Origin of the sequence: Algibacter pectinivorans, assembly GCF_900112595.1 — a bacterium.
In the GTDB taxonomy this organism is placed as follows: Bacteria; Bacteroidota; Bacteroidia; order Flavobacteriales; family Flavobacteriaceae; genus Algibacter_B; species Algibacter_B pectinivorans.
The window spans coordinates 332,332-354,947 of record NZ_FOMI01000002.1; the positions used below are offsets into that span (position 1 = coordinate 332,332).

Annotated in this window: 14 protein-coding genes; 4 read left to right on the forward strand and 10 right to left on the reverse strand. The window is 33.7% G+C overall.

What is annotated here, in order from left to right; genetic code table 11:
• Positions 1-231: 231 nt before the first annotated feature.
• Positions 232-2,070, forward strand: coding sequence for a cation:proton antiporter (locus tag BMY96_RS04150; protein WP_092849468.1), 1,839 nt, complete (start codon positions 232-234; stop codon positions 2,068-2,070).
• 185 nt (positions 2,071-2,255) lie between these two features.
• Here BMY96_RS04150 and BMY96_RS04155 read toward each other — a convergent pair whose 3' ends face one another.
• The 6 genes from BMY96_RS04155 to glgA all read right to left on the reverse strand — a co-directional run bounded on the left by BMY96_RS04155 (position 2,256) and on the right by glgA (position 13,287).
• Positions 2,256-3,422: a M12 family metallopeptidase gene (locus BMY96_RS04155; RefSeq protein ID WP_092849471.1), complete on the reverse strand. Its 1,167-nt coding sequence runs from the start codon at positions 3,420-3,422 to the stop codon at positions 2,256-2,258.
• An 819-nt stretch (positions 3,423-4,241) separates the two neighbouring features.
• Positions 4,242-6,644 (reverse strand): glycoside hydrolase family 31 protein, encoded by a 2,403-nt coding sequence (locus BMY96_RS04160; protein WP_092849474.1) that lies wholly within the window; start codon positions 6,642-6,644, stop codon positions 4,242-4,244.
• Positions 6,645-6,865: 221 nt separating this feature from the next.
• On the reverse strand, positions 6,866-8,773 hold the full coding sequence (gene glgB, locus BMY96_RS04165) for a 1,4-alpha-glucan branching protein GlgB (protein ID WP_092849475.1): 1,908 nt from the start codon (positions 8,771-8,773) through the stop codon (positions 6,866-6,868).
• A gap of 40 nt (positions 8,774-8,813) precedes the next feature.
• Positions 8,814-10,751 (reverse strand): alpha-1,4-glucan--maltose-1-phosphate maltosyltransferase, encoded by a 1,938-nt coding sequence (locus BMY96_RS04170; RefSeq protein ID WP_092849477.1) that lies wholly within the window; start codon positions 10,749-10,751, stop codon positions 8,814-8,816.
• A gap of 35 nt (positions 10,752-10,786) precedes the next feature.
• Positions 10,787-12,052 (reverse strand): glucose-1-phosphate adenylyltransferase, encoded by a 1,266-nt coding sequence (locus BMY96_RS04175; protein ID WP_092849479.1) that lies wholly within the window; start codon positions 12,050-12,052, stop codon positions 10,787-10,789.
• 32 nt (positions 12,053-12,084) lie between these two features.
• The gene (gene glgA / locus BMY96_RS04180) at positions 12,085-13,287 is read right to left on the reverse strand and encodes a glycogen synthase (protein WP_092849481.1); all 1,203 of its coding nucleotides are present in this window, start codon (positions 13,285-13,287) and stop codon (positions 12,085-12,087) included.
• A gap of 709 nt (positions 13,288-13,996) precedes the next feature.
• Between glgA and BMY96_RS04190 the strand changes: the two genes are divergently transcribed.
• Genes BMY96_RS04190 through BMY96_RS04200 form a run of 3 tightly spaced genes read left to right on the forward strand, consistent with a single transcriptional unit; the run spans position 13,997 to position 18,159 of the window.
• Complete coding sequence (locus tag BMY96_RS04190; protein WP_092849484.1) at positions 13,997-16,351, forward strand: TonB-dependent receptor; 2,355 nt, start codon at positions 13,997-13,999, stop codon at positions 16,349-16,351.
• Positions 16,352-16,368: 17 nt separating this feature from the next.
• On the forward strand, positions 16,369-17,379 hold the full coding sequence (locus BMY96_RS04195; protein WP_092849486.1) for a sensor histidine kinase: 1,011 nt from the start codon (positions 16,369-16,371) through the stop codon (positions 17,377-17,379).
• A gap of 15 nt (positions 17,380-17,394) precedes the next feature.
• Positions 17,395-18,159 (forward strand): LytR/AlgR family response regulator transcription factor, encoded by a 765-nt coding sequence (locus BMY96_RS04200; protein WP_092849488.1) that lies wholly within the window; start codon positions 17,395-17,397, stop codon positions 18,157-18,159.
• Positions 18,160-18,339: 180 nt separating this feature from the next.
• Here BMY96_RS04200 and lepA read toward each other — a convergent pair whose 3' ends face one another.
• The 4 genes from lepA to BMY96_RS04220 all read right to left on the reverse strand — a co-directional run bounded on the left by lepA (position 18,340) and on the right by BMY96_RS04220 (position 22,514).
• Positions 18,340-20,136 (reverse strand): translation elongation factor 4, encoded by a 1,797-nt coding sequence (gene lepA / locus BMY96_RS04205; protein WP_092849490.1) that lies wholly within the window; start codon positions 20,134-20,136, stop codon positions 18,340-18,342.
• 567 nt (positions 20,137-20,703) lie between these two features.
• Positions 20,704-20,910, reverse strand: coding sequence for a hypothetical protein (locus BMY96_RS04210; RefSeq protein ID WP_245750537.1), 207 nt, complete (start codon positions 20,908-20,910; stop codon positions 20,704-20,706).
• Between the two features lie 9 nt (positions 20,911-20,919).
• A complete protein-coding gene (locus BMY96_RS04215; RefSeq protein WP_092849492.1) occupies positions 20,920-21,123 on the reverse strand; it encodes a hypothetical protein in 204 nt (67 codons plus the stop codon).
• Positions 21,120-22,514 (reverse strand): radical SAM protein, encoded by a 1,395-nt coding sequence (locus BMY96_RS04220; RefSeq protein ID WP_092849494.1) that lies wholly within the window; start codon positions 22,512-22,514, stop codon positions 21,120-21,122. The genes BMY96_RS04215 and BMY96_RS04220 overlap by 4 nt, the downstream gene beginning before the upstream one ends.
• Positions 22,515-22,616: the final 102 nt, after the last annotated feature.

The following is a 22,616-nucleotide window of genomic DNA, read 5'->3' on the forward strand; positions in this document are numbered from 1 at the left end:
GATTGAATTTTCTCCCATATTTCCTTTTGTTTTTTCGGTCATTACTACTATTTAAGTATTAAAAGCGTATTTTATTTTTTCATGTTTTTTTGCTTTTAAAGTTTTAAAAAGACTTTAAAAGCGAATTCTTTTAATGGATGAGAAGGGTAATATAATATTTTTTAAAGTTGAGTTCAAACAATAAACCATCCGTTTTGCTTAAATTAGTCTTTTTATAGAAAAATCGATACAATGTTAGAATTAGCAGGAATTATTATTTTAGGAATATTAGCGCAGTGGGTAGCTTGGAAATTTAAAATTCCAGCTATTTTACCTTTAATATTGATTGGTTTACTAGTTGGCCCTATTGCTGCCGAATTTTTAAGTGAAGATGGTACCAAATGGATTGAGCCTATTTGGAATGGTGAAAAAGGACTGTTTCCTGGCGAAGGCCTCTATTATTTTGTTTCATTGGCTATAAGTATTATTCTTTTTGAAGGCGGATTAACATTAAAACGCTCAGAAATAAAAACAGTAGGTCCTGTTATTACTAAGCTTATAACATTAGGTTCTGCAATAACATTTTTTGGCGCAGGGATATTAGCCTATTTTACTTTTAACCTAAGTTGGGAATTATCCTTTTTGTTTTCGGGTTTAATTATTGTTACTGGCCCTACAGTAATAACGCCTATTTTACGAAACATTCCGCTTAAAAAAGATATTTCTACAGTACTTAAATGGGAAGGTATTTTAATAGATCCCATTGGTGCTTTGGTGGCGGTATTAATGTTTGAGTTTATAAGTGTTGGCGGTGGTGGCGGTTTTACTAAAACAGCTTTAATTGAGTTTGGAAAAATTATTTTATTTGGTACTTCGTTTGGATTTACATTTGCACATGCTTTAGCCTTTGCTATTAATAAAAAATTAATCCCGCATTATTTATTAAATGTAGTTTCATTATCGGTTGTATTATTGGTTTTTGTTGAATCTGAAATTTTTGCTCACGAATCAGGACTTTTGGCTGTTGTTGTTATGGGTATGGTTTTAGGAAACGGTAGGTTAGAAAGTATTAAAGAACTTCTTTATTTTAAAGAATCTTTAAGCGTTTTGTTAATTTCTATTTTATTCATTCTATTATCGGCAAACATAAATATTGAAGATTTAATGTTGTTGTACACATGGAAAACAGTTGTGCTTTTTGTTCTTGTTGTTTTTGTTATAAGACCTTTGGCCGTATTTTTAAGCACTATAGGTTCTAAATTAAAATTTAACGAAAAATTATTTATTAGTTGGGTTGGCCCGCGTGGTATTGTTGCTGCAGGTATAGCTTCACTTTTTGGTAGTAAATTACTAAAAGAAGGAGTACCCGGAGCAGAATATATTACACCATTAGTATTTATGATCGTTTTAGGTACGGTGTTGCTTAATGCTACTACGGCACGTTTATTTGCTAAAGTTGTTGGTGTATTTTTAAATAGATCTGAAGGTATTTTAATTGTTGGAGCGTCTAAAGTATCACGCTTAATTGGACGTTATTTAGAAGATAATGGGAGACATGTGGTATTAATTGATAGTAATCAAAGTAATATTCAAAAAGCTCAAAATAAAGGTTTGGAGGCTATTAATACCGATATCTATTCAGATAGTTTAGGAGATAATATAGAATTGAATGATGTTGGCTTTTTAATGTCTTTAACTGCTAGTGCCGATATAAATAAGTATGCTATAGATAAATTTAGTGATCAATTTGGAGAAAACGGATCGTTTAGATTAATTAGTGACGAAGAAATGCAAAATCCTGAAAATAATCCAAAAGAAGGATTGTTTTCGCATACTGACGATTTTATTTTACTTAATGAAGTGGCTCGTAAATACCCTGAAATACACGAAATAGAAATAAATGATAGGGCACATTATGATTCGCTTATAGAAACTATAAATAACGAGAGCGATATGATTCCGTTATTGGTAAAAGACAAGAAAGGTGTTTTAGAAATAATTTCGTCATATAATAAAGCCATCGAAAAGATTGAAAAAGGATATAAGCTAGTGTATTTAGGAAAACCTTTTAATTTAATAACAGCCGAATAATTAAGAGGGTAAACTACCTTAAAATAAAGATATGATTTTTACATCTGCTAAAGATGACGTATAAATTCTAAACACATTATTTGTTAGAAAGTACAAAATAGATAACTAAAATTTATTTACCTTAATGTAAAAAAGCGCAAATATTTAAATTTGCGCTTTTTTAGTACCTTATTAAATGCAATTGCTTAGTTACAAGAACCAAGATTGATCCAGCCTGTACTTGTTCGTTGAAATAACGTTCCTTGGTAAGTCACTTTTTCTCCAGCATAATAAATACGAGAGCTGTTAAATGCAGGAATACCAGCACAAATATTAGTTGGTGCTACAGCTCCACAAAGCCCTAAATAATCCCAGTAACCAGGATCAGCTATTCGATATAATTTTCCTTGGTAAGTCACTAATTCTCCTTTACTAAAGGTTCTAGTTCCCCACGCCGGAACACCATTACAATTATAAGTTGTTTCAGTTGTTGTGGTATTAGGGTACATTTCATTAATTCCAGCAATATCTCCAGAAGATAATACAGACGAATTCGTACTATATACTGTTCCGTTTTTTCTTAAAATAGTTGGCTGGCCATTTCTTGAAAAAGCATAAGGAGAGTACAACATAATTGAACTAAAATCAAAAGAAGAAGTATATTCTCTACCGTCTTGCCCTTGTTGCCCATAGGTATAGAAATTAAATTCTCTTCCAGGTTCAATGTTGCCAAAATTAATAGTAATAAAATTGTCTCTATCTGCTCTACTTTGTTCGTGCCATAATCCAACGGCGTGACCAATTTCATGAATTACACTGCCTGTAGTACATCCATCAGCAAGCGTAATGTTTTGTTGGCCACCTATTCTTCCAACGTTCGAAGAACAACCAGCTCCTGGTGTAAAAAACACAAAATCTGATTGGTTTGTTCGTTGTACAAATCTTACAGCGGTATTCGATTGCCAATGATTAATAGCATCCGTTACCCTTCTCTGATTTGGGAGGCTCGAACTTATTACATAATAAACGGTGTTGTTAGGCCATCTTCCACCTGTACGGCCTACACTTTTTCCCTTGCTAGACAGACCTGGAGCAGGAAAAAAGGTTGGTTCGGTTGTTAATTGGTCTAGCTCAAATACCATATCACCACCAAGAACATAAGTGTTTTTTATTTTTTCTACGGTAAGTTTGGTAGAACCATAATATAGTTCGTGTATACTTCCTTCACCATTTGAAGATGTTAATTCTGGGTCGGTTGGATCAACAGCTTCATCTGTGATTAACTGTTCTTCTTGTAAGTTTTCATTGCTTTCACACGAAGTAAATAATAGCAATAGGATAGCAAATAAAGGTAATAAATTTTTAATTGTCATAATAGTTTAATTAGTAATTAGTATTTAGTTTAAGTTGTTTAGTTTTTTTAATAATAACAAAAGGTTTGTATAAGTTATGCATAACAATACCTACATTTTATTGTAGGTTAAAACCTTGCTAATATAGGAGGTAATTCTTTATTTTCCAAAAAATAACAAGATTTTAAATTATAAGATTCTTAATATCAAGGTGTTTATAGCTATTCTATACAAGGTAAACACAGATATTCAAGTAGGAATTTTTACTAGGTGAAATCTTGTTTTTGGATAAAAAATTACATTATAAGATCATTTTTTGGACTATCGTATAAGGTATGACGTAGTTGTAGGTGTATTAGAACAAGGCAAAATTAATGTGGACTGTCCTTTTAGCAATGCATATATAGGTTTTGAAAATTATAAATTATGGGGCAAATGCTAAGGCAATTGGATTAAAGAAATTTTAAAAACTTAACAAATAGCCAACTGTTTCATTTGGAATTAAGTTTTTTAATATTCTATTGCTACGTTAAGTGCTATGTGATCATTATTATGTGTTAATATTATGAGATCTAATAATCTTTTTGTGGTTCATTATGTAGATTTACCTTTTCTTCAAAAAGTTTGTCTTTTTTTATATACCTATTTTTATCAACTTGTGTTAACAATCAATTTTCAGAATTTTTTAGAGGCAAAGTTATATATCTTAAAGTTGCAATGTAAGGCTCTTTCGGTGTTCTATATGCTGAAAGAGGTAGTTTTTAGATATTCGAGGTTTTGTCTCATAAAAAAAGCTTCCTTTTACAGAAGCCTTTTTATATTATAATGATATTTTATGTATTACCCTATAATATGAAGTTCTGTAAACTCTTTAGTAAGTCTTAATGTGTTGCTGCCATTAAGTTTAAGGTCTTCAAAAGGAATAATTACATTATCAACCTCTACTTTAGAGATTTTGAATGGTAAACCATGTAAACTTACTTTAAACGTTTTGTACGTAGTTGTAAATTTACCAGATTTATGTTGTTGAATGATTAATTCGTTTTTCTTACCAGACAGATTAAAGTCTCTTAAGCTATATCTTCCTTTGATATAATCGTAGCCATCGGTGGCATCCTCGTAAACTTGCGATGTTTCTTTACCTTCAGTGTAATACACATCTAAAGAAAGCTCATCGATGGTTTTTTCGCCTACGTACTGTTGTATTGGGTATTTAGGGATAATGGCTCCTGCTTTAACGAAAATGGGCATACTATCTAAATCGGCATTAACCCATTGTTCGGTACCACCTTCAATAATTTCATCTGTCCAGAAATTATACCATTTACCCACAGGGAAGTACATACGTCTGCCATTTTGGTTAGGACCAGTTATAGGACAGGCTAATATTTTCTCACCAAAAATAAACTCATCGTTTCTGTAATGTGTTTGTGGGTCATGCTGATCGTATAATACTAATGATTTTAAAATTGGTACACCTTCTTCGGCATATCTCCAAAAGGCTGTATATAAGTAAGGTAATAATTGATATCTTAATTCAATAAATTTTCTTACTACGTCTGTAATAGTTGTTCCGAAAGCCCAAGGTTCTTGATCGCCGTGGTCTCCAGAAGAGTGTGTTCTACAAAATGGGTGAAAAATTCCTAATTGAATCCAACGCGCATAAAGCTCGCCATTAGGTTGTTCTGCAAATCCTCCAATATCAGATCCTACAAAAGAGAATCCAGACATACACATACGTTGTGCCTGCAGGTTTGCTATAGTTAAATGGTCCCAAGTTGCAATATTATCTCCTGTCCAACTAGATGTATAACGTTGCGTACCAGAATAGGCCGCTCTGGTTATAACAAAAGGCCGTTTAGGATAAGAGAACTTTTTTAAGCCTTGATATGTAGCACGTGCCATTTGCATACCGTAAACGTTATGAGCTTTTTTGTGGCTACATTGGTTACCGTCGTAATCGTGTCTTACATCGTCAGGGAATGTTTTTCCAGGAACATCCATTACGGCTGGTTCGTTCATATCATTCCATACACCTTTAACACCTATATCTTCAACAAGTTCTTTAAATAAATTTGACCACCAGTCTCTAACCTCAGGATTAGTAAAATCTGGGAAATAACACTCCCCAGGCCAAACTTTACCTTTCATGTATGGACCATCGGCACGTTTACAGAAATAGTCCTTTTCAAGCCCTTCTTTAAACACAGAATACTCCATATCTATTTTAATACCTGGATCTATAATAACAATAGTTTTAAAACCATCGTCTGCTAATTCTTTTACCATGCGTTTAGGGTCTGGAAAATATTCTTTACTCCAAGTAAAGCATCTAAATCCTTCCATATAATCGATGTCTAAATAAATAGCATCGCATGGTATTTGTAATTCTCTAAATTTAGCTGTTATTTCTTTTACGTTCGATTCTGGATAATAACTCCATTTACACTGGTGGTATCCTAAAGCCCAAAGTGCGGGCATCTCGTGCGGCTTACCTGTTAAATCTGTGTAATTAACTACTACATCGGACATTTCTGGACCGTAAATAAAGTAGTAATTCATTTCGCCACCTTGTGCCCAAAAACTGGTAATGTTTCGGCGTTCGTTACAGAAATCGAAAAACGATCTAAAGGTGTTATCGAAAAATATACCGTAGGATTTTTTGTTGTGTAATGCTGTATAAAACGGTATGGTTTTGTAAATAGGGTCTGTATCTCTACCATAGGCATAAGAGTCTGTTACCCAGTTCTCAAAACGTTTTCCTTTTAGGTTATTATCTACTGGCTTATCGCCTAAACCATAATAACTTTCTCCGGGTTGAGCGGTTTTAGACATTTTAACAATATCGCCACCAAGTTCGTAACTTTCTTCCCAGTGAAAACCAAGTTCATCTTCGCAAATTAAAGAATTATCATTGGCATCAAACATAGATGTTCTTAAATCTAACTTTGAAATTTTACAGATAAGTTTAGATGTAGTAATGATATAATTACTATCGTCTTCTGTAACTTCTAAGTGATTATAACCCCTACTTGCATATTTGGTAATAGCATAAGAGAAATCGTTATCAAAAATTCCTGTTGTTGTATATCTAAAGCGAAGAACACTGTCTCTACGAACCGTTACTTCTAAAATTACTCCATTAGCAGTAGTGAATGAAAGCACATTAAGATTCTTTTCGTAAGAAACTATTTTTGAAGGGAACAAGTTCCCTTTATATTCTAATTCTGTATTTAATATCATATATAAATTATGTATTAATTAGTAATAACGAATTTACTAAATTTATAAGACCTTAATTGGTTCTTTTTAGTAAAAAAAAGCTAACTGTATTGCATATTAGCTAAATTTTTACTTGTTAAATTATGGATAGTATAACATTTAACTCATAGGTTGATTTGTTAATTGACCTATTTTTATTAAAAGAGAGTTAAAACCCTGAGGTAATTTGAATTACACCTTAATTACTTAAATTTAAAAATGGTAACAGCTAGTGGTGGTAAAGTAATTTCTGCCGAATATTTTTTACCGTTCCATGATGATTTTTTTATGGCTATTTCTTTAGTGTTTTTAACACCACTACCACCAAAATCTTTATCATCGCTATTAAAAATTTCAACAAGCTTACCTTTTGTTGTAACTCCAATTTTATATTGTTCTCTAACCGTTGGTGTTAAGTTACAAACTACAACTACATTGCCTTCTTCTTGATAACCTTTTCTTATATAAGAGATTACACAGTTTTCATGGTCGTCGTGACTAATCCACTCAAAACCTTCGCCACTAAAGGCTTTTTCGTAAAGTGCTGGTGTGTTTTTATAAACGGCATTTAGCGATTTGTAGTAGTTTTGTATGTCTTTATGAGGTTTAAAATCTAGTAAATTCCAATCTAAACTTTCTTGGAAATTCCATTCGTTATATTGACCAAATTCACTACCCATAAACAATAGTTTTGTACCAGGGTGTGTAAACATATAGCCATATAATAAACGTAGGTTTGCAAAACGTTGCCACTCGTCTCCAGGCATTCTTCCTAGAATAGAGTTTTTACCATAAACCACCTCATCATGCGATAGTGGTAACATAAAGTTTTCTGTAAAGGCATAGGCTAGACTGAAAGTGATATCGTTATGGTGGTACTTTCTGTAAACCGGATCTTTGCCAAAATACTCTAAGGTATCGTGCATCCAACCCATCATCCATTTCATACCAAAACCTAAGCCACCAACAAATGTAGGTTTAGAGACCATTGGAAATGCTGTAGACTCTTCGGCAATGGTTTGTACGTCTGGAAAGGATGCATATATTTCTTCATTTAATTCTTTAAGGAAACTTATAACGGCTAAGTTTTCTCTTCCGCCATAAATATTTGGTTCCCATTCGCCATCTTCTCTAGAGTAATCTAAAAACAACATAGACGCCACGGCATCTACACGTAAGCCATCGGCATGGTATTGATCCATCCAAAAAACGGCATTACTTATTAAAAATGAGCGTACTTCGTTACGTTCATAATTAAAAATTAAACTTTTCCAGTCTTGGTGATAACCTTTACGTTTATCTGGGTGTTCGTATAAATGTGAACCATCAAAGAAGCCTAAACCGTGTGCATCTTCTGGAAAGTGCGATGGTACCCAATCTAGAATAATACCTATTCCGGATTGGTGTAATTTATCGACTAAATATTTAAATTCTTCTGGATACCCAAAACGCGATGTAGGCGCAAAATAGCCTGTTATTTGGTAACCCCACGATGGGTCGTATGGAAATTCCATAATAGGCATTAGCTCAACGTGTGTAAAATTCATGTCGCTAACGTATTTTACTAAATCGTCGGCTAGTTCAAAATACGACAAAAAACGGTCTTCTTCAAGATGCCTTTTCCAAGAGCCTAAATGGACTTCGTAAACAGAATATGGAGCGTCTATAGCGTTATGCTTTTTACGCGTTTTCATCCAGTCCTTATCTTTCCACTTGTAATTATCATCCCATACTATAGATGCCGTATTTGGGTTGTGCTCAAAGCGTCTAGCGTAAGGATCGGCTTTTTCTGTTTTAATATCGTTATTGTGACTTTGTATTTTGTATTTATAAGTAGCACCTTTTCCTATTAAAGGAATAAAACCTTCCCAAATACCACTAGAATCCCAGCGTACATTTAATTGGTGTTCGCCTTCCATCCAATAATTAAAATCGCCAACTACCGATACTTGTTTAGCTGTTGGTGCCCAAACAGCAAAATAGACACCGTCAATCCCATCAACAGTTACAAGGTGAGACCCAAATTTTTCATATAATCTAAAATGCTTTCCAGCTTTAAAAAGGTTAATATCAAACTCGGTAAATAAACTGTGAACTTTTACTTGTGCCATGTTATGTTGTTTATGGTTTTTAGCAATTTAAGTGCTAATGTTATTTATTAATTTTAAAAATGTGAAATGGCATAGTAGGATGTAGCTCTACGTAACACCATTCGCTATTCCAGTTGTAACGACTATCGGTTATTAAATCGTGCATTTCAAGGTTATGTCCATGATGCACACCAATGTCGTGCAATGGCACTTGTACTGTTCCTTGTTGCGAGTTGTGCGCATCCAAACTAATAATGACTAATATTTGGCTGCTTCGGTCGTCATTCCATTTATAAAACGCTAATAGGTTGTTGTTTTCTATATGGCAAAATTTAATATTATTGGTTTGCTGTAGCGCAGGATTATTATGCCTTATATAGTTTATTTTAGCTATGATGGTTATGAGCTTATTTTTAATGTCCCAATTGTAATGTGTAATTTGGAATTTTTCTGAATTTAAATATTCTTCTTTTCCAAGAAGCGATTCGGACATCATGTATTCAAACACCGGCCCATAAATACCAATACTAGAACTTAAAGTTGCAGCAAGTGCATAACGCTGTATGTGCTTAGATTCGTTTGCGCCTTGTAAATGATGCGGGTTAATATCTGGTGTATTTGGCCAGAAATTTGGTTGCATGTATTCTTTTAATTCTGAGGTAGTTAATTCGTTAACATACTCTATAATTTCATGCTTATTTTCGCGCCAAGTAAAGTAAGTGTAAGATTGTGTATAACCTTGTTTTGCTAACTGTTTCATAACCTTTGGAGCCGTAAATGCTTCGGCTAGAAAGATAACATCGGGATGTTTGGCTTTTACATTAGTAATAATCCAATTCCAGAAATAGAATGGTTTTGTATGCGGATTATCAACCCTAAAGATATTTATACCACAATCTATCCAATACATTAAAATATCTAGACATTCTTGCCAAAGGTTTTTATAGTCTTCGCTTTCCCAATAAATAGGAAGTATATCTTGATATTTTTTAGGTGGATTTTCGGCATATTGTACTGTGCCATCTGGTCGCCATTTAAACCACGATGGATGCTCTTTTACCCACGGATGGTCTGGTGCAGCTTGTAGCGCATAGTCCATGGCAATTTCAAGGTTATTGTCTTTAGCCTTTTGTATTAATGATTTAAAATCATCTAAAGTACCTAATTGCGGATGTATATCTTTATGTCCACCGTATTGCGAACCAACGCCCCAAGTAGAACCAACATCGCCTTCTTTAGCTTCGGTGGTATTGTTTTTTCCTTTTCTATTTACTTCTCCAATAGGATGAATTGGTGGTAAATATACCACATCGAACCCCATGTTTTTAACCCTAGGAAGTAAACGCTCGCAGTCTTTAAAAGTACCATGAACTCCAGGATGCTCTGATGCAGAACGCGGAAAAAATTCGTACCAAGTACTAAATCTTGCCTTTTTTCTATCGACGTATACTTGATATTCTTTTGAATTGTTTTCTAATATTTTTACAGGGTTGTTATAGAAAATTTGGTATAACCTATCGTTTGTAGCTTCGGTTATGGCTTCACCATAAGAATCTTCATTTTTAAAAAGTTTATAAAGGTGCTCTAAATATGCTTTATCATCACCAGAAACTTTATTTAAAATGGCTTTAATGTATTCTGCACCTTCAAGTAATTCTGAAAACACGTGTTGTCCATCGTTAATTTTTCTAATTAAACCATAACGCCAGTTTAAGGCATAATCTACCCAAGCTTGAACTTTATAGGAATAAAACCCTTGAGTATCGACCGTAAAAGCGGCTTTCCACTCATCATTAGAGGTTAGCACCATTCGGGTTTCTCTCCAGGCTTTTGCTTTTTCTGGTTTATATAAAATAGATGCGCCTAAAACATCGTGGCCATCGGCCATAATATGGGCATCTACATTTACAATTTCATTTATAACACGTTTAATATAAAACTCGCCACAATTTACACTAGGTGAAACGTGGTCTATTACAACTCTTCTTTGGTCTTGCATTTTGATTAATTATAATAAGAAAAATAAAAGGTTATTTATATTACAGTACCTTTTGGTATGGTTACACCGTGTTTAATAACTACAATGCCATCTCTAACACAATACGTATCGGTTTCTGTGTCTTTTAAATGTTTACCTCCATTAATTCTAACATCATCACCAATACGGCAATTTTTATCTAGAATACAATTCTTTATAAAGCACCGTTCGCCAATGCCCATTAAATTTTCAATTTTATTGCTTTGCATATCTTCAAGAGATTCGTAATAATCTGCACCCATCATATACGTGTTTATAACAGTAGATTCTTTACCAATTCTAGAGCGTATACCTATTACTGATTTTTCAATTTTTGCAGCACCAATAATACAACCTTCTGATACTACAGCTTTGTCTAACGATGTACCAGCAATTTTAGTTGTAGGTAACATTCTGGCGTGTGTGTATATGCGTTTATCTTTATTGTATAAATCAAATTTAGGGATATCGTCTGTTAATCCTAAATTAGCTTCAAAAAAGGATTCTATAGTTCCAATATCGGTCCAGTATCCTTCGTATTGGTAACTTAATGTTTTGTGTTTCTTTATGGCTTGTGGTATAATTTCTTTACCAAAATCGTTAGTATCTGGATTTTTCATTAAATCAACAAGTAAATCTTTGTTAAAAACATAAATACCCATGGAAGCTAGGTAGTTACGGCCTTGTGCCTTCATATCGTTACCCACTTCCGATGTCCATTCTGGTAATAAACTAGCGTCTGGTTTTTCAATAAAAGATGTGATTGTACTTTCGTTATTAGCTTTAAGAATTCCAAAGCCTGTAGCATCTTTGGCTGTTACAGGAATGGTTGCGATAGTAATTTTGGCCCCACTTTTTTCATGAGCTTCAATCATTTTATCATAATCCATTTGGTATAGTTGGTCGCCAGATAGTATTAAAGCATATTCAAAATCGTGTTGTAAAAAATGATGCATACTTTGTCTTACAGCATCTGCCGTTCCTTGAAACCAAGTTTTACTTTCTGGTGTTTGTTCTGCCGCAAGTACATCAACAAAGGCACTACTAAAAAAACTAAAATGATAAGTGTTTTTGATATGTTTGTTTAAGCCTGCAGAATTGAATTGGGTTAAAACAAAAATACGTTTAATATCGGCATTTATACAGTTGGAAATAGGAATATCTACTAGCCTGTACTTACCCGCAATTGATACTGCTGGTTTAGATCGACGGTCTGTTAGGGGATATAGTCTAGAACCTTGTCCACCACCCAGTACAATGGATAAAACTTTATTGTTAATCATATCTTTTGGTTTTTATAGTTTCCTTAGTTAATTTATATTATTGATTTATATAAGGCTTCAACTTGTTTTGCAATCGCTATCCAATCGAAATAATCCTCAACACGTTTTCTGCCATTTTTTGCCATATTTTCTCTTATGGATTTATCATTAATAACTGTATTAATACCGTTAGCTAGGTCTCTTGAAAATTTGTTTGGATCAATAGGTTCAAAAGGGGCTTCGGTTTGTTGTTCTAGCGGAATAAGTAATCCAGTTTCGCCATGCACAACCACTTCTTTAATGCCGCCAACAGCACTAGCAACCACTGCGGTGTTACATGCCATAGCTTCAATGTTTATAATACCGAAAGGTTCGTAAATGGAAGGGCAGCAAAAAACATCGGCATGCGAGTATAGTTGAATAATTTCTTCTTTGGTTACCATTTTATCTATCCAAATAACATTGTTACGTGTTTTTTGAACTTCGGCAACAGCATCTTGCATTTCCTTTCCAATTTCTGGAGTGTCTGGGGCACCTGCACAAAGTACTATTTGAGTGTCTGGATCTATATATTTTATAGCGTTTACTAAATGAATAATACCTTTTTGGCGTGTAATTCTGCCTACAAAAAGCACGTATGGTTTGGTTTTATCAACGCCGTATTCATCTAAAGTAGAGGTTTCAGGAGTGGTTACATACTGTTGCAGGTTTATACCGTTATATATTACGTGTACTTTACTTTCATCAACATTAAAATGTTTCAAAACATCTTCTTTAGTTTCTTCGGAAACAGCAATAAGTGCATCGGCCATTTCAATAGCTGTTTTTTCTACCCAGGATGAGGCATCGTAACCACGACCTAATTGCTCGCGTTTCCAGGGGCGCAAAGGCTCTAGGGAGTGCGTAGTAATAACTAATGGTGTACCGTAGCATAGTTTTGCAACTATACCTGCAAAATGCGCATACCAAGTATGGCAATGCACTACATCGGCATCAATAGGCTCTGCATTCATTTGAATACAGGTGCTCAAGGTTTTAAATACAGACTTTAATTTATCGTCGGCACCATCAAAAACCGGGTTTTCAAAAGGGAAACCTTTAACTGTTAAATTGTTTGATGTTACATCTTGATCTCCAAAACACCTTACGTCCATATCTATTAATTTAGCTAATTCTTCGGCTAAATATTCAACATGTACACCTGCTCCTCCATAAACATATGGCGGAAATTCTCTTGTGTAAAAAAGTGCTTTCATAGTAATAAAAAGTGTAAAAAAGTATTCTATTTATACAAAAAAATGAAAATTGACTAGTAGTAATAACTTTTCAATATGATTAATTTTAAAAATTACTAAAACTACTTTTTAAAGGCTAGTTTATTGTAAATCAGTCAAAAGTCACTTAAAAAAATACTAATTTGTTAATAAAAATTGTTGCTAAAAAATGCTAAAAGAACATGTTTTGAAAATTAAGTAAATAGGCACTATTAAAGTGTTTAAGGCTCCTTTAGCTCTTAATTGTGTTTACTTTGTTATAAACATACAAAATATTTATTAACATTTTTTGCGATGTTTTATTTTTATGAAAAATTAGGTGTTTATAGAATTAAAAGCGATTATCAATAAAAAAAATATGGAAAACAGCTCTTTTGCTTTTAATCATTCAAATAAACAAAAGAATACTAGTATTAACTTTATTGAAGATAGTACGTTTATACACATTTTAATTATCAATTTTATAAAAAACTTAGTTTTTAATTGTAACCTTCTAAAATGAGCTTGCTGTTATGCGAAATAAAATAGCTCTTTCCTTACTTAGATATCTTATTTTTTACTTTTACTACTGTTTTTTTTTATAGGTAAAAAAAGGAAGTTTCAACCTTTTTTTAGCCCAATTCGGCAGAAATGGTTTCAAATTACTTGATAATGATTATAGGTTTGTCTTATCAATGTAAAACAAACAGTTATGAATGTACAAATCAAAATCGTTGTAATTTTTCTTTTAAGTGTAGTTTCACTAAGTGCGCAAAATCAAATTTCAGGTTTAATTTCAGAAAACAACCAGCCTTTAGAGTTCGCAAATGTTATTTTGTATAATAGTTTATCTAAGGAGGTTATAACTGGTGTTATTTCCAACGAAAGCGGAACCTATCTTTTTACCAATGTGGAAAATGGCACCTATTATATTAGTGTTTCTATGTTAGGCTTTAAAACAAAAAAATCTGAACCTTTTGAGCTTTTAGCAAATAAAACGTTAGACTTCAACTTAATAGAAGCGAATGAAAATTTAGATGAGGTTGTTATAACAACTAAACGTCCTGTAATAAGACAAACCGCAGAAAAGCTTATTGTAGATTTAGAAAAATCTGAAATGATTAATGCCAACCTACAAGATGTTATGAAAGGCGTTCCTGGGGTTTTAGTTACCAACAACGGTATTAGTTACGCTGGGCAAAGTAATATTAGAATCCTTATAAATGGAAAAACTACCGATTATATGGATATGGACACCTTATTACGCGATATGCCAGCAGATAATATTGCTAAGGTAGAATTGGTAGAGCAACCTGGAGCAGAATTTGATGCCGAAGGCTCCGGACCAATTATTAATATTATTTTAAAGAAAAACGTTAAACTAGGCACACATGGTAGTGTAAACACTTGGTTTGGCGAAGACGAGGGTTTCGAGTATGGCACAAGCGCCTCCATAGCGAGCTATAAAAACAAACTAAATTGGCAGGCAAGCGCTGGCTATTCTGCTCCAACATGGCGAGAAGATTTATTTCTTAAACGAAGTATTGGCGATGAAACCTATAACCAAGCCACCATAGAGCCTTATGATCCTAAAAGTTTAAGAGCTAGTGCAAGTATCGATTATTATTTAAATGATGCGCACTCGGTAGGTATAGCGGTTAGGAAAACCAATACCAATTCTGATAGAGACTCCCGAAGCACTAACACGATTACAACACCAAGTACAACCGATTTATTATTGTCTAAAAACAGTTTTAATCGCGACCAACAAGTTTTTAATGTAAACCCTTACTATGAGTTTAAAAATGACGCTCATAAGTTTACAGCCGATTTTAATTTTGTAGATTATATAAACGATAATATTAACACCATTTCGTCGCTTCCAGAAAGCACTATCGATTATACAAACCAACGTTATTTACAAGATGCTAAATATCAAATAAAAACTTACAAGGCCGATTATACTAGATTCTTTTCAGAGGATTTTAAACTAAGCTTAGGTTTTAAAGACTCGCAAGTAAATACCGATAGCGATTTAAAATCTTTTAACCAAAACGATAATGGAGATTTCGATTTTGATGCCAATGCCAGTAATCGTTTTTTTGTGGACGAGCATATATTTGCCCTGTACACCAAAGTAAATGTTACACAAGGTGCGTGGTCGTTTTCTGGAGGAATACGATTTGAGAATAGTAACACCCAAGGCACCTCTAGTAGTAATAACGAAACTCGCAATCGTAAAATCTCTAAACTCTTTCCTAGTGCATCAATTAGCAGAAAATTAAACGACCATTTAGGGGCAAACTTAGCGTACAGTTACCGTATTCGTCGTCCTAGTTACAACACATTAAATTCTTTTGTAACGTATTACGATCCTTTATCGTCTGAGGTTGGAAACGAAAACTTAAAACCGTCTTTTACCAACAGGTATCAATTTAATTTAACCTTCGATGGCCAACCTTTTTTTACTATTGGCTATAGCGAAACTAAAGACGCCATGTTTCAATTTGTATCGCAAGACAACGATACCGCGCAAATAGAGCGTAAAACCATTAACTTAAACGATAGTAAAAACTGGAATTTTAGGTTGTTCGCACCACTTAATGTTATAAAAGGGCTAGAAGGTTATACAGGTTTTATTGTTAATTATAATAATTTTGAGTCTAATCCAAATAATTTAAATTTACAGAAGTGGAGTTTAATGTGGTTTACACAAGCCAATTATGAATTGCCATGGGAAATTAATGCCGAATTAAATGGGCATTATGGAACAGGTGCTTTAGAAGGTGGTATTGATGCCGACTGGTTTGCCGATATAGGACTATCGTTTAGTAAAAAGTTTATGGACGAAAAATTAAAAGTAAATCTTGGTATTAATAAATTACTAAACAGAGGGTTTATTGGCGTTATCGACTATAATAATTTATATGCCGAAGTAGAAAGTAACCAATCCAGACAAAATGTTCAATTGCGATTATCTTATAGTTTTGGCTCTAAATTTGGAAAAAAGAAAGCGCGTAAAAATGCCTCGCAAGAAGAAGAAAACAGAATTAATGACAATAATTAAACAAGTTTGTACAAACAATGAATACCAAGCTTAACATATCAGATTTTATAATATTAGGCATTTACTTTTGTATTTCCTTTATTATTCAGGGTATTGATTATTATGATAGAGGCGCCTTATTACGCGAGTATTTCTTCGATTTCACCATCGAGTTAATCTGCGTTTGTAGCTTAATCCTTTTATTTATTTATTGGCTAATTCCAAAGTTTGTAATGGAAAAAAAATACGTTCTGTTTTTTGCTTTGGCTATAATATTAATGGTTTCTATTTCGGCAGTAGATTATACCATTGGCTTTTGGTCTGGAGATAACGACTGGAGCAAATACCCTAAAGGCCTAAGTTTTGTGTTATTAATGATTAATATAAGTTCGCAACAAATGGCTTTTCCGTTTGCCTTATTGCTAACTAAAAAGTTTTACGAAGGACAAAACCAATATTTAAAAATTGAAAAACAGCAAAAAGAAAACGAACTTAAGCTTCTGCGCTCTCAAATAGATCCGCATTTTTTATTTAACAACCTAAATACGCTCGACTCTTTAATAGATAGCAATACCGATAAAGCCAAAGAGTATATTAACAGACTGTCCTTAATTTATCGCTATTTAATAAAAACAAAAGATGCCGAGGTTATGGAACTATCAGAAGAACTACAACTTGCCGAAAACTACATGTTTTTAATAAAAACACGCTTTCAAGATGATTACGATTTTAAAATAGATATCCAAACCAGTATTCAAGAAAAGTTTATACCAACAGGCGCCATACAAACGCTTCTAGAAAATGTGGTAAAACATAATAAACCGCTTAGCGGAAAAGCTATAAAAACAATTATTTCTATAGGCGAAAACGAACTAAATATTTGTAATACAAAATCGAATATTCAATCTAAAAACGAATCTTTTGGCACGGGGTTAGAAAACTTAAAAACCCGTTATAAATTACTCTCAGACAAAGAAGTTGTAATTATTAATACCGAGCAAGAATTTAAAATATCTATTCCAATTATTAAATTAATCGAAGAAAGTTAAATCTAAAATAACATTATGAGAATTTTAATTTTAGAAGACGAAATTCCAGCATACCAAAAACTTGTATCCTTTATAAAGGACTATTTTCAAGACGATATACCGCACGATTGGGCACGTTCCAATGCCGAAGGCAAACTATATCTGCAAAAAAACACCTACTTCTTTATACTATCGGATATTCAATTGCTAGACGGTTTGTCTTTCGATTTGTATAACGAAGTAAACACACAAGTACCAATAATTTTCTGTTCGGCACACGACGAGTATTTGTTTCAAGCCTTTAACACCAACGGTATTGCCTATATTTTAAAACCTTATACTCAGGCAGATTTTAAAAAAGCCATGGAAAAGTACCAAGCACTATTTCAAAAAGGCACCTATAATATATTAAACACGAGCACAATTAACGAGCTAAAATCGGCTTTAAAAGACGAGTCAACCTCTTATAAAAAACGATTTGTAATTAAAAAAGCAAAGGGCATTCAGTTACTAAATGTTTCAGAAATAAGTAAAATAGAAGCGAATGGCGATTTTTGTATAGCCACAGATTTAAAAGGAAAACGACATACCATTTCTCAAAATTTAGGCAGTATTCATCAGCAATTACAACCTAATAAATTCTTTAAAATAAACCGCAGCGAAATTATTTGTATCGATGCCATTCAGCAAATAGAAAGTCATTTTAAAAACCGCTTACTAATCACCTTAACAGGCATTAAGGACAAGGCTATGACCAGCTCATCCACAACATCCGATTTTAGAAAATGGCTAGAAGAATAATTTTTTTGGCGCATGCCTGCCGGTAGGCAGGTTACCACACCCTTCGTCTATGCTCAGGGCAGGCGGTCGGGCTTTACGCTGTACCTGCCTGCCGGCAGGCAGGTCTTTTTTTGCCATTTATGGCAGCAAAAAAAGGATGCCGCTTCAATCCCTAACGCAACTTATCCGCTAGTAAAGGCGTTAATCATTCAGCTTCAAAACAGCCATAAAAGCTTGCTGTGGTATTTCTACATTACCAACTTGACGCATACGTTTTTTACCTTTTTTCTGTTTTTCAAGCAGTTTACGCTTACGCGAAATATCACCACCATAACACTTAGCAGTAACATCTTTACGTAAGGCTTTAACGGTTTCTCTTGCTATAATTTTAGCACCAATTGCCGCCTGAATTGGAATATCGAATTGCTGCCTCGGAATAAGTTCTTTAAGCTTTTCGCACATTTTTTTACCAATATTATGCGCATTATCCGTATGAATTAAAGCAGAAAGCGCATCAACAGGTTGCGAGTTTAATAACACATCCAAGCGAACTAATTTAGAGGTTTTCATGCCTATTGGATGATAATCAAAAGAGGCATAACCTTTTGATACTGTTTTTAAACGATCATAAAAATCAAAAACAATTTCAGCTAGAGGCATTTCAAAAATTAACTCCACACGTTCTGGAGTTAAATAGGTTTGGTTAACAATCATACCGCGTTTCTCAATACAAAGCGACATAACGTTACCAACAAAATCGGCTTTTGTAATTATAGTAGCTTTAATAAAAGGTTCTTCCACACGATTTACACTAGATGGTTCTGGTAAATCCGATGGGTTATTTACTATAAAAGCTTCATCTGGGTTTTTGTTTGTAAAGGCATGGTAAGACACATTGGGAACCGTAGTAATAACAGTCATGTCAAATTCGCGCTCCAAACGCTCCTGTATAATTTCCATGTGGAGCATACCTAAAAATCCACAACGGAAACCAAAACCTAATGCCGCCGAACTTTCTGGTGCAAAAACCAACGAGGCATCATTTAATTGTAATTTTTCCATCGAGGCACGAAGCTCTTCGTAATCTTCCGTATCTACTGGATAAATACCAGCAAAAACCATAGGTTTCACATCTTCAAAACCTTCAACAATATTGGTAGTAGGGTTTGCAAAATCGGTAATAGTATCTCCTACTTTTACTTCTTTTGCGGTTTTAATACCTGTAATTAAATAACCAACATCGCCAGTTTTTACGCTTTGTTTGGCTACTTGTGTTAGTTTTAAAGTACCAACTTCGTCTGCAAAGTATTCTTTATTGGTGGCAACAAATTTAATTTTTTGCCCTTTTTTTATTTCGCCGTTAAATACTCTAAAATAGGTTTCAATACCTCTAAAAGTGTTATAAACCGAATCGAAAATTAATGCTTGTAATGGCGCATTAGGGTCGCCTTTTGGCGCAGGTACACGCTTAATAATAGCTTCTAAAATATTATCTACACCAAAGCCTGTTTTTCCACTGGCATGTATAACTTCGCTAGGGTCGCAACCTAATAAATCAACTATATCGTCGGTAACTTCTTCTGGATTAGCACTTGGTAAATCGACTTTATTTAAAACAGGAATAATTTCCAAGTCGTTTTCTAAGGCTAAATATAAATTAGAAATGGTTTGTGCTTGTATACTTTGTGCAGCATCCACAATTAGTAAAGCGCCTTCGCAGGCAGCGATAGATCGAGATACTTCATATGAAAAATCCACGTGACCAGGCGTGTCAATTAAGTTTAACACATATTTTTCGCCTTCAAATTCATAATCCATTTGTATGGCGTGAGACTTTATGGTTATACCGCGTTCGCGCTCCAAGTCCATACTATCTAGTAATTGCGCTTGTTGCTCTCTAGCAGTTACCGAGCCTGTAAAATCTAATAAACGGTCTGCAAGTGTGCTTTTACCGTGATCTATATGTGCAATAATGCAAAAATTTCTAATGTTTTTCATAGTCAACAATCTTCATAAAAAGATTCTGCAAATATAGATGTTTTAAATGAGGCTTTAATATGCAATACATGGAAATTGTTTGATGTCCCCTTTTACGTGTATTATTAGAGGTAAAAAGGCCGAAATTACCTTTGTTGTATCCTTAATTTATTAGTAAGGTGTTTAATAAAAGTTATAGATACAGTGCTATAAGAAATGCGTAGTTTGCGCTGATAATTGATGGCCTTTCCTGGTGTAGTAGCAGTATTTATAGATGTCTTAGAAAACTAAAATATTGTATAAATTAAGTACAAGTATTCATTTAATTGAACCCTATTCCCAAAAATTTATCTAAATAGTATTAAAGTAAAGCAAAATATAGGAAATATTTGTTTTAATAAAAAAGTATCTATTGAAAAAAATCTTGAGAGTTAAGATATAACTCAACCCAATTTGTTGGATAAAGCATTACATTTTATAAAAAGAACGTCTAGTTAATAATAAAGTTTTTTGCTATTTTAATTAAATAGTATAGCAGGCGATAGTATTGTAGTTAAAATTAAATATTGCATTATTCAAAAAGAAACATTACGCCATCATACTACCACAAATTCCTAGGCTTACAATGACATAAACGGCAGCCAGTATAAATAAAACTTTTGCTGCTTTTTTACTTTTTTTAAGTACCGCAAAACCAATAATGGCTAGTAAAATTGCAGGTCCAAACATAATGGCAAGGATTAAGTAAATCAAACCATCTAAATTCATATTTGGACTAGTAAGTAATTGAATCATAACCCATATTTAAAACATTAAACTGCCACAATATCCTAAGCCTACAATGGCGTAAATTGCTGTTAAAATTAAAATAATATTTGATGCTTTTTTTCTTTTAGTTCTTATAGCTAAAGCAAGTATTATTAAAAGAACAGGAATTCCAAAGGGCAGAGTTATTAATAGAATAATGTACCAACCAATTGCATCTCCTTCTAAAATTAAATTAGTCATACCATATCCTTTCTTAATTCTTCTAATCGCGCTTTTTTATCGTCTCTGTAAAACAAATTCATAGTTTCAAAAGGGATAATTTTATTGTCTTTATTTACAATATGCACACACGATTTTTTAATGGCGCGCACATCAAAGTTATAAGCATCAATAAATTGCATTATAATAATACGAAATAAATTATCGTAACCCAAGTTAGGAGCATCAATATTGGGCAAGCAACACATAATAGATTTTAGGTTTTCTTCGGCAACCTCAACCGAGTTTCCTGTGCTAAACAACTCAATCATTTTATCTTGTAACTGCGAATCCTGTTCGTAAATAATGGTGTTTTTACTATTGTCTAGTAAATCGTTGGGGTTAATATATCGTGTTAATGGGAATACTTCATTATCAAGTTTTAAAGCATAACCCATAACCAATGCATCTGGGTTACAAGGTACAGGGAGCAAATCGTCCGGATTAAAAATATTGGTTTGTTCCATTATTTTACGGCGTACTTCGGTAAGTGTCATTCTATCCGTTTCGGGGTTAAAGTTATCTAAACGGCCTGCAATTTGGGTGGGTTGCAGTGTAACACCTCGTACGCACTTTTGCTTTAAAGAGTAATTTATAATTTTTCCAATTTCGCCATCATTAAGCCCTTTTTGTAAAGTAACTACTAGGGTTGTCGATAGGTTTACAGCATTTAAATTTTCAATGGCTTGTTTACGTATATGGTTTAAATCGGCGCCACGAAGTTCGCGTAATACGCTATTTTCAAAAGAGTCAAATTGTAAATAAATTTCAAAATCTGGCGCGTAGGTTTTTAGTCGTTCCGCGAAAGCGATATCCTTTGCAATTTTAATCCCGTTAGTATTCAGCATTAAATGCCTAATGGGTAGGGATTTTGCATAGTCCATAATTTCCCAAAACTGCGGGTGTATGGTAGGTTCGCCTCCCGAAATTTGTACCACATCTGGCTCTTTTTCGTTCCTAACAATGGTGTCTAACATGGCTTTTACCTCCTCTAAAGTACGATGTCTGCCATAGGTTGGCGACGACCCCGCGTAACAGGTTGGGCAAGTTAAATTACACCTGTCTGTAACCTCTACAACTGTTAGGCAACTGTGTTGTTCATGATCGGGGCACAAGCCACAATCGTAAGGGCAACCATAGTGGGTTTGTGTATTAAATTTATAGGGTGTTTCGCTAGGTTTATTGTAGTTTCTAATGTTTTTGTAATATTCAATATCGTCTGCAATAAGCACTTTACTATTTCCGTGCTCGTTACAACGCTTAAGCATATAAACATTGCTGTTTTCAAACACAATTTTAGCATCAACACGCTTTAAACATTCGGGGCAAAGGCTTAAAGTAAAATCGTAATAGGTGTAATTTCTAACGGGCATAGTTTAGTTTTTTTATGTTTTGTGCGTTACCACAAGGGTCGGGCTTTCACTACTCGCTCTCTGCGAGGAGCTCAAACAAACCGTTCAATCCCTAACGCTGTG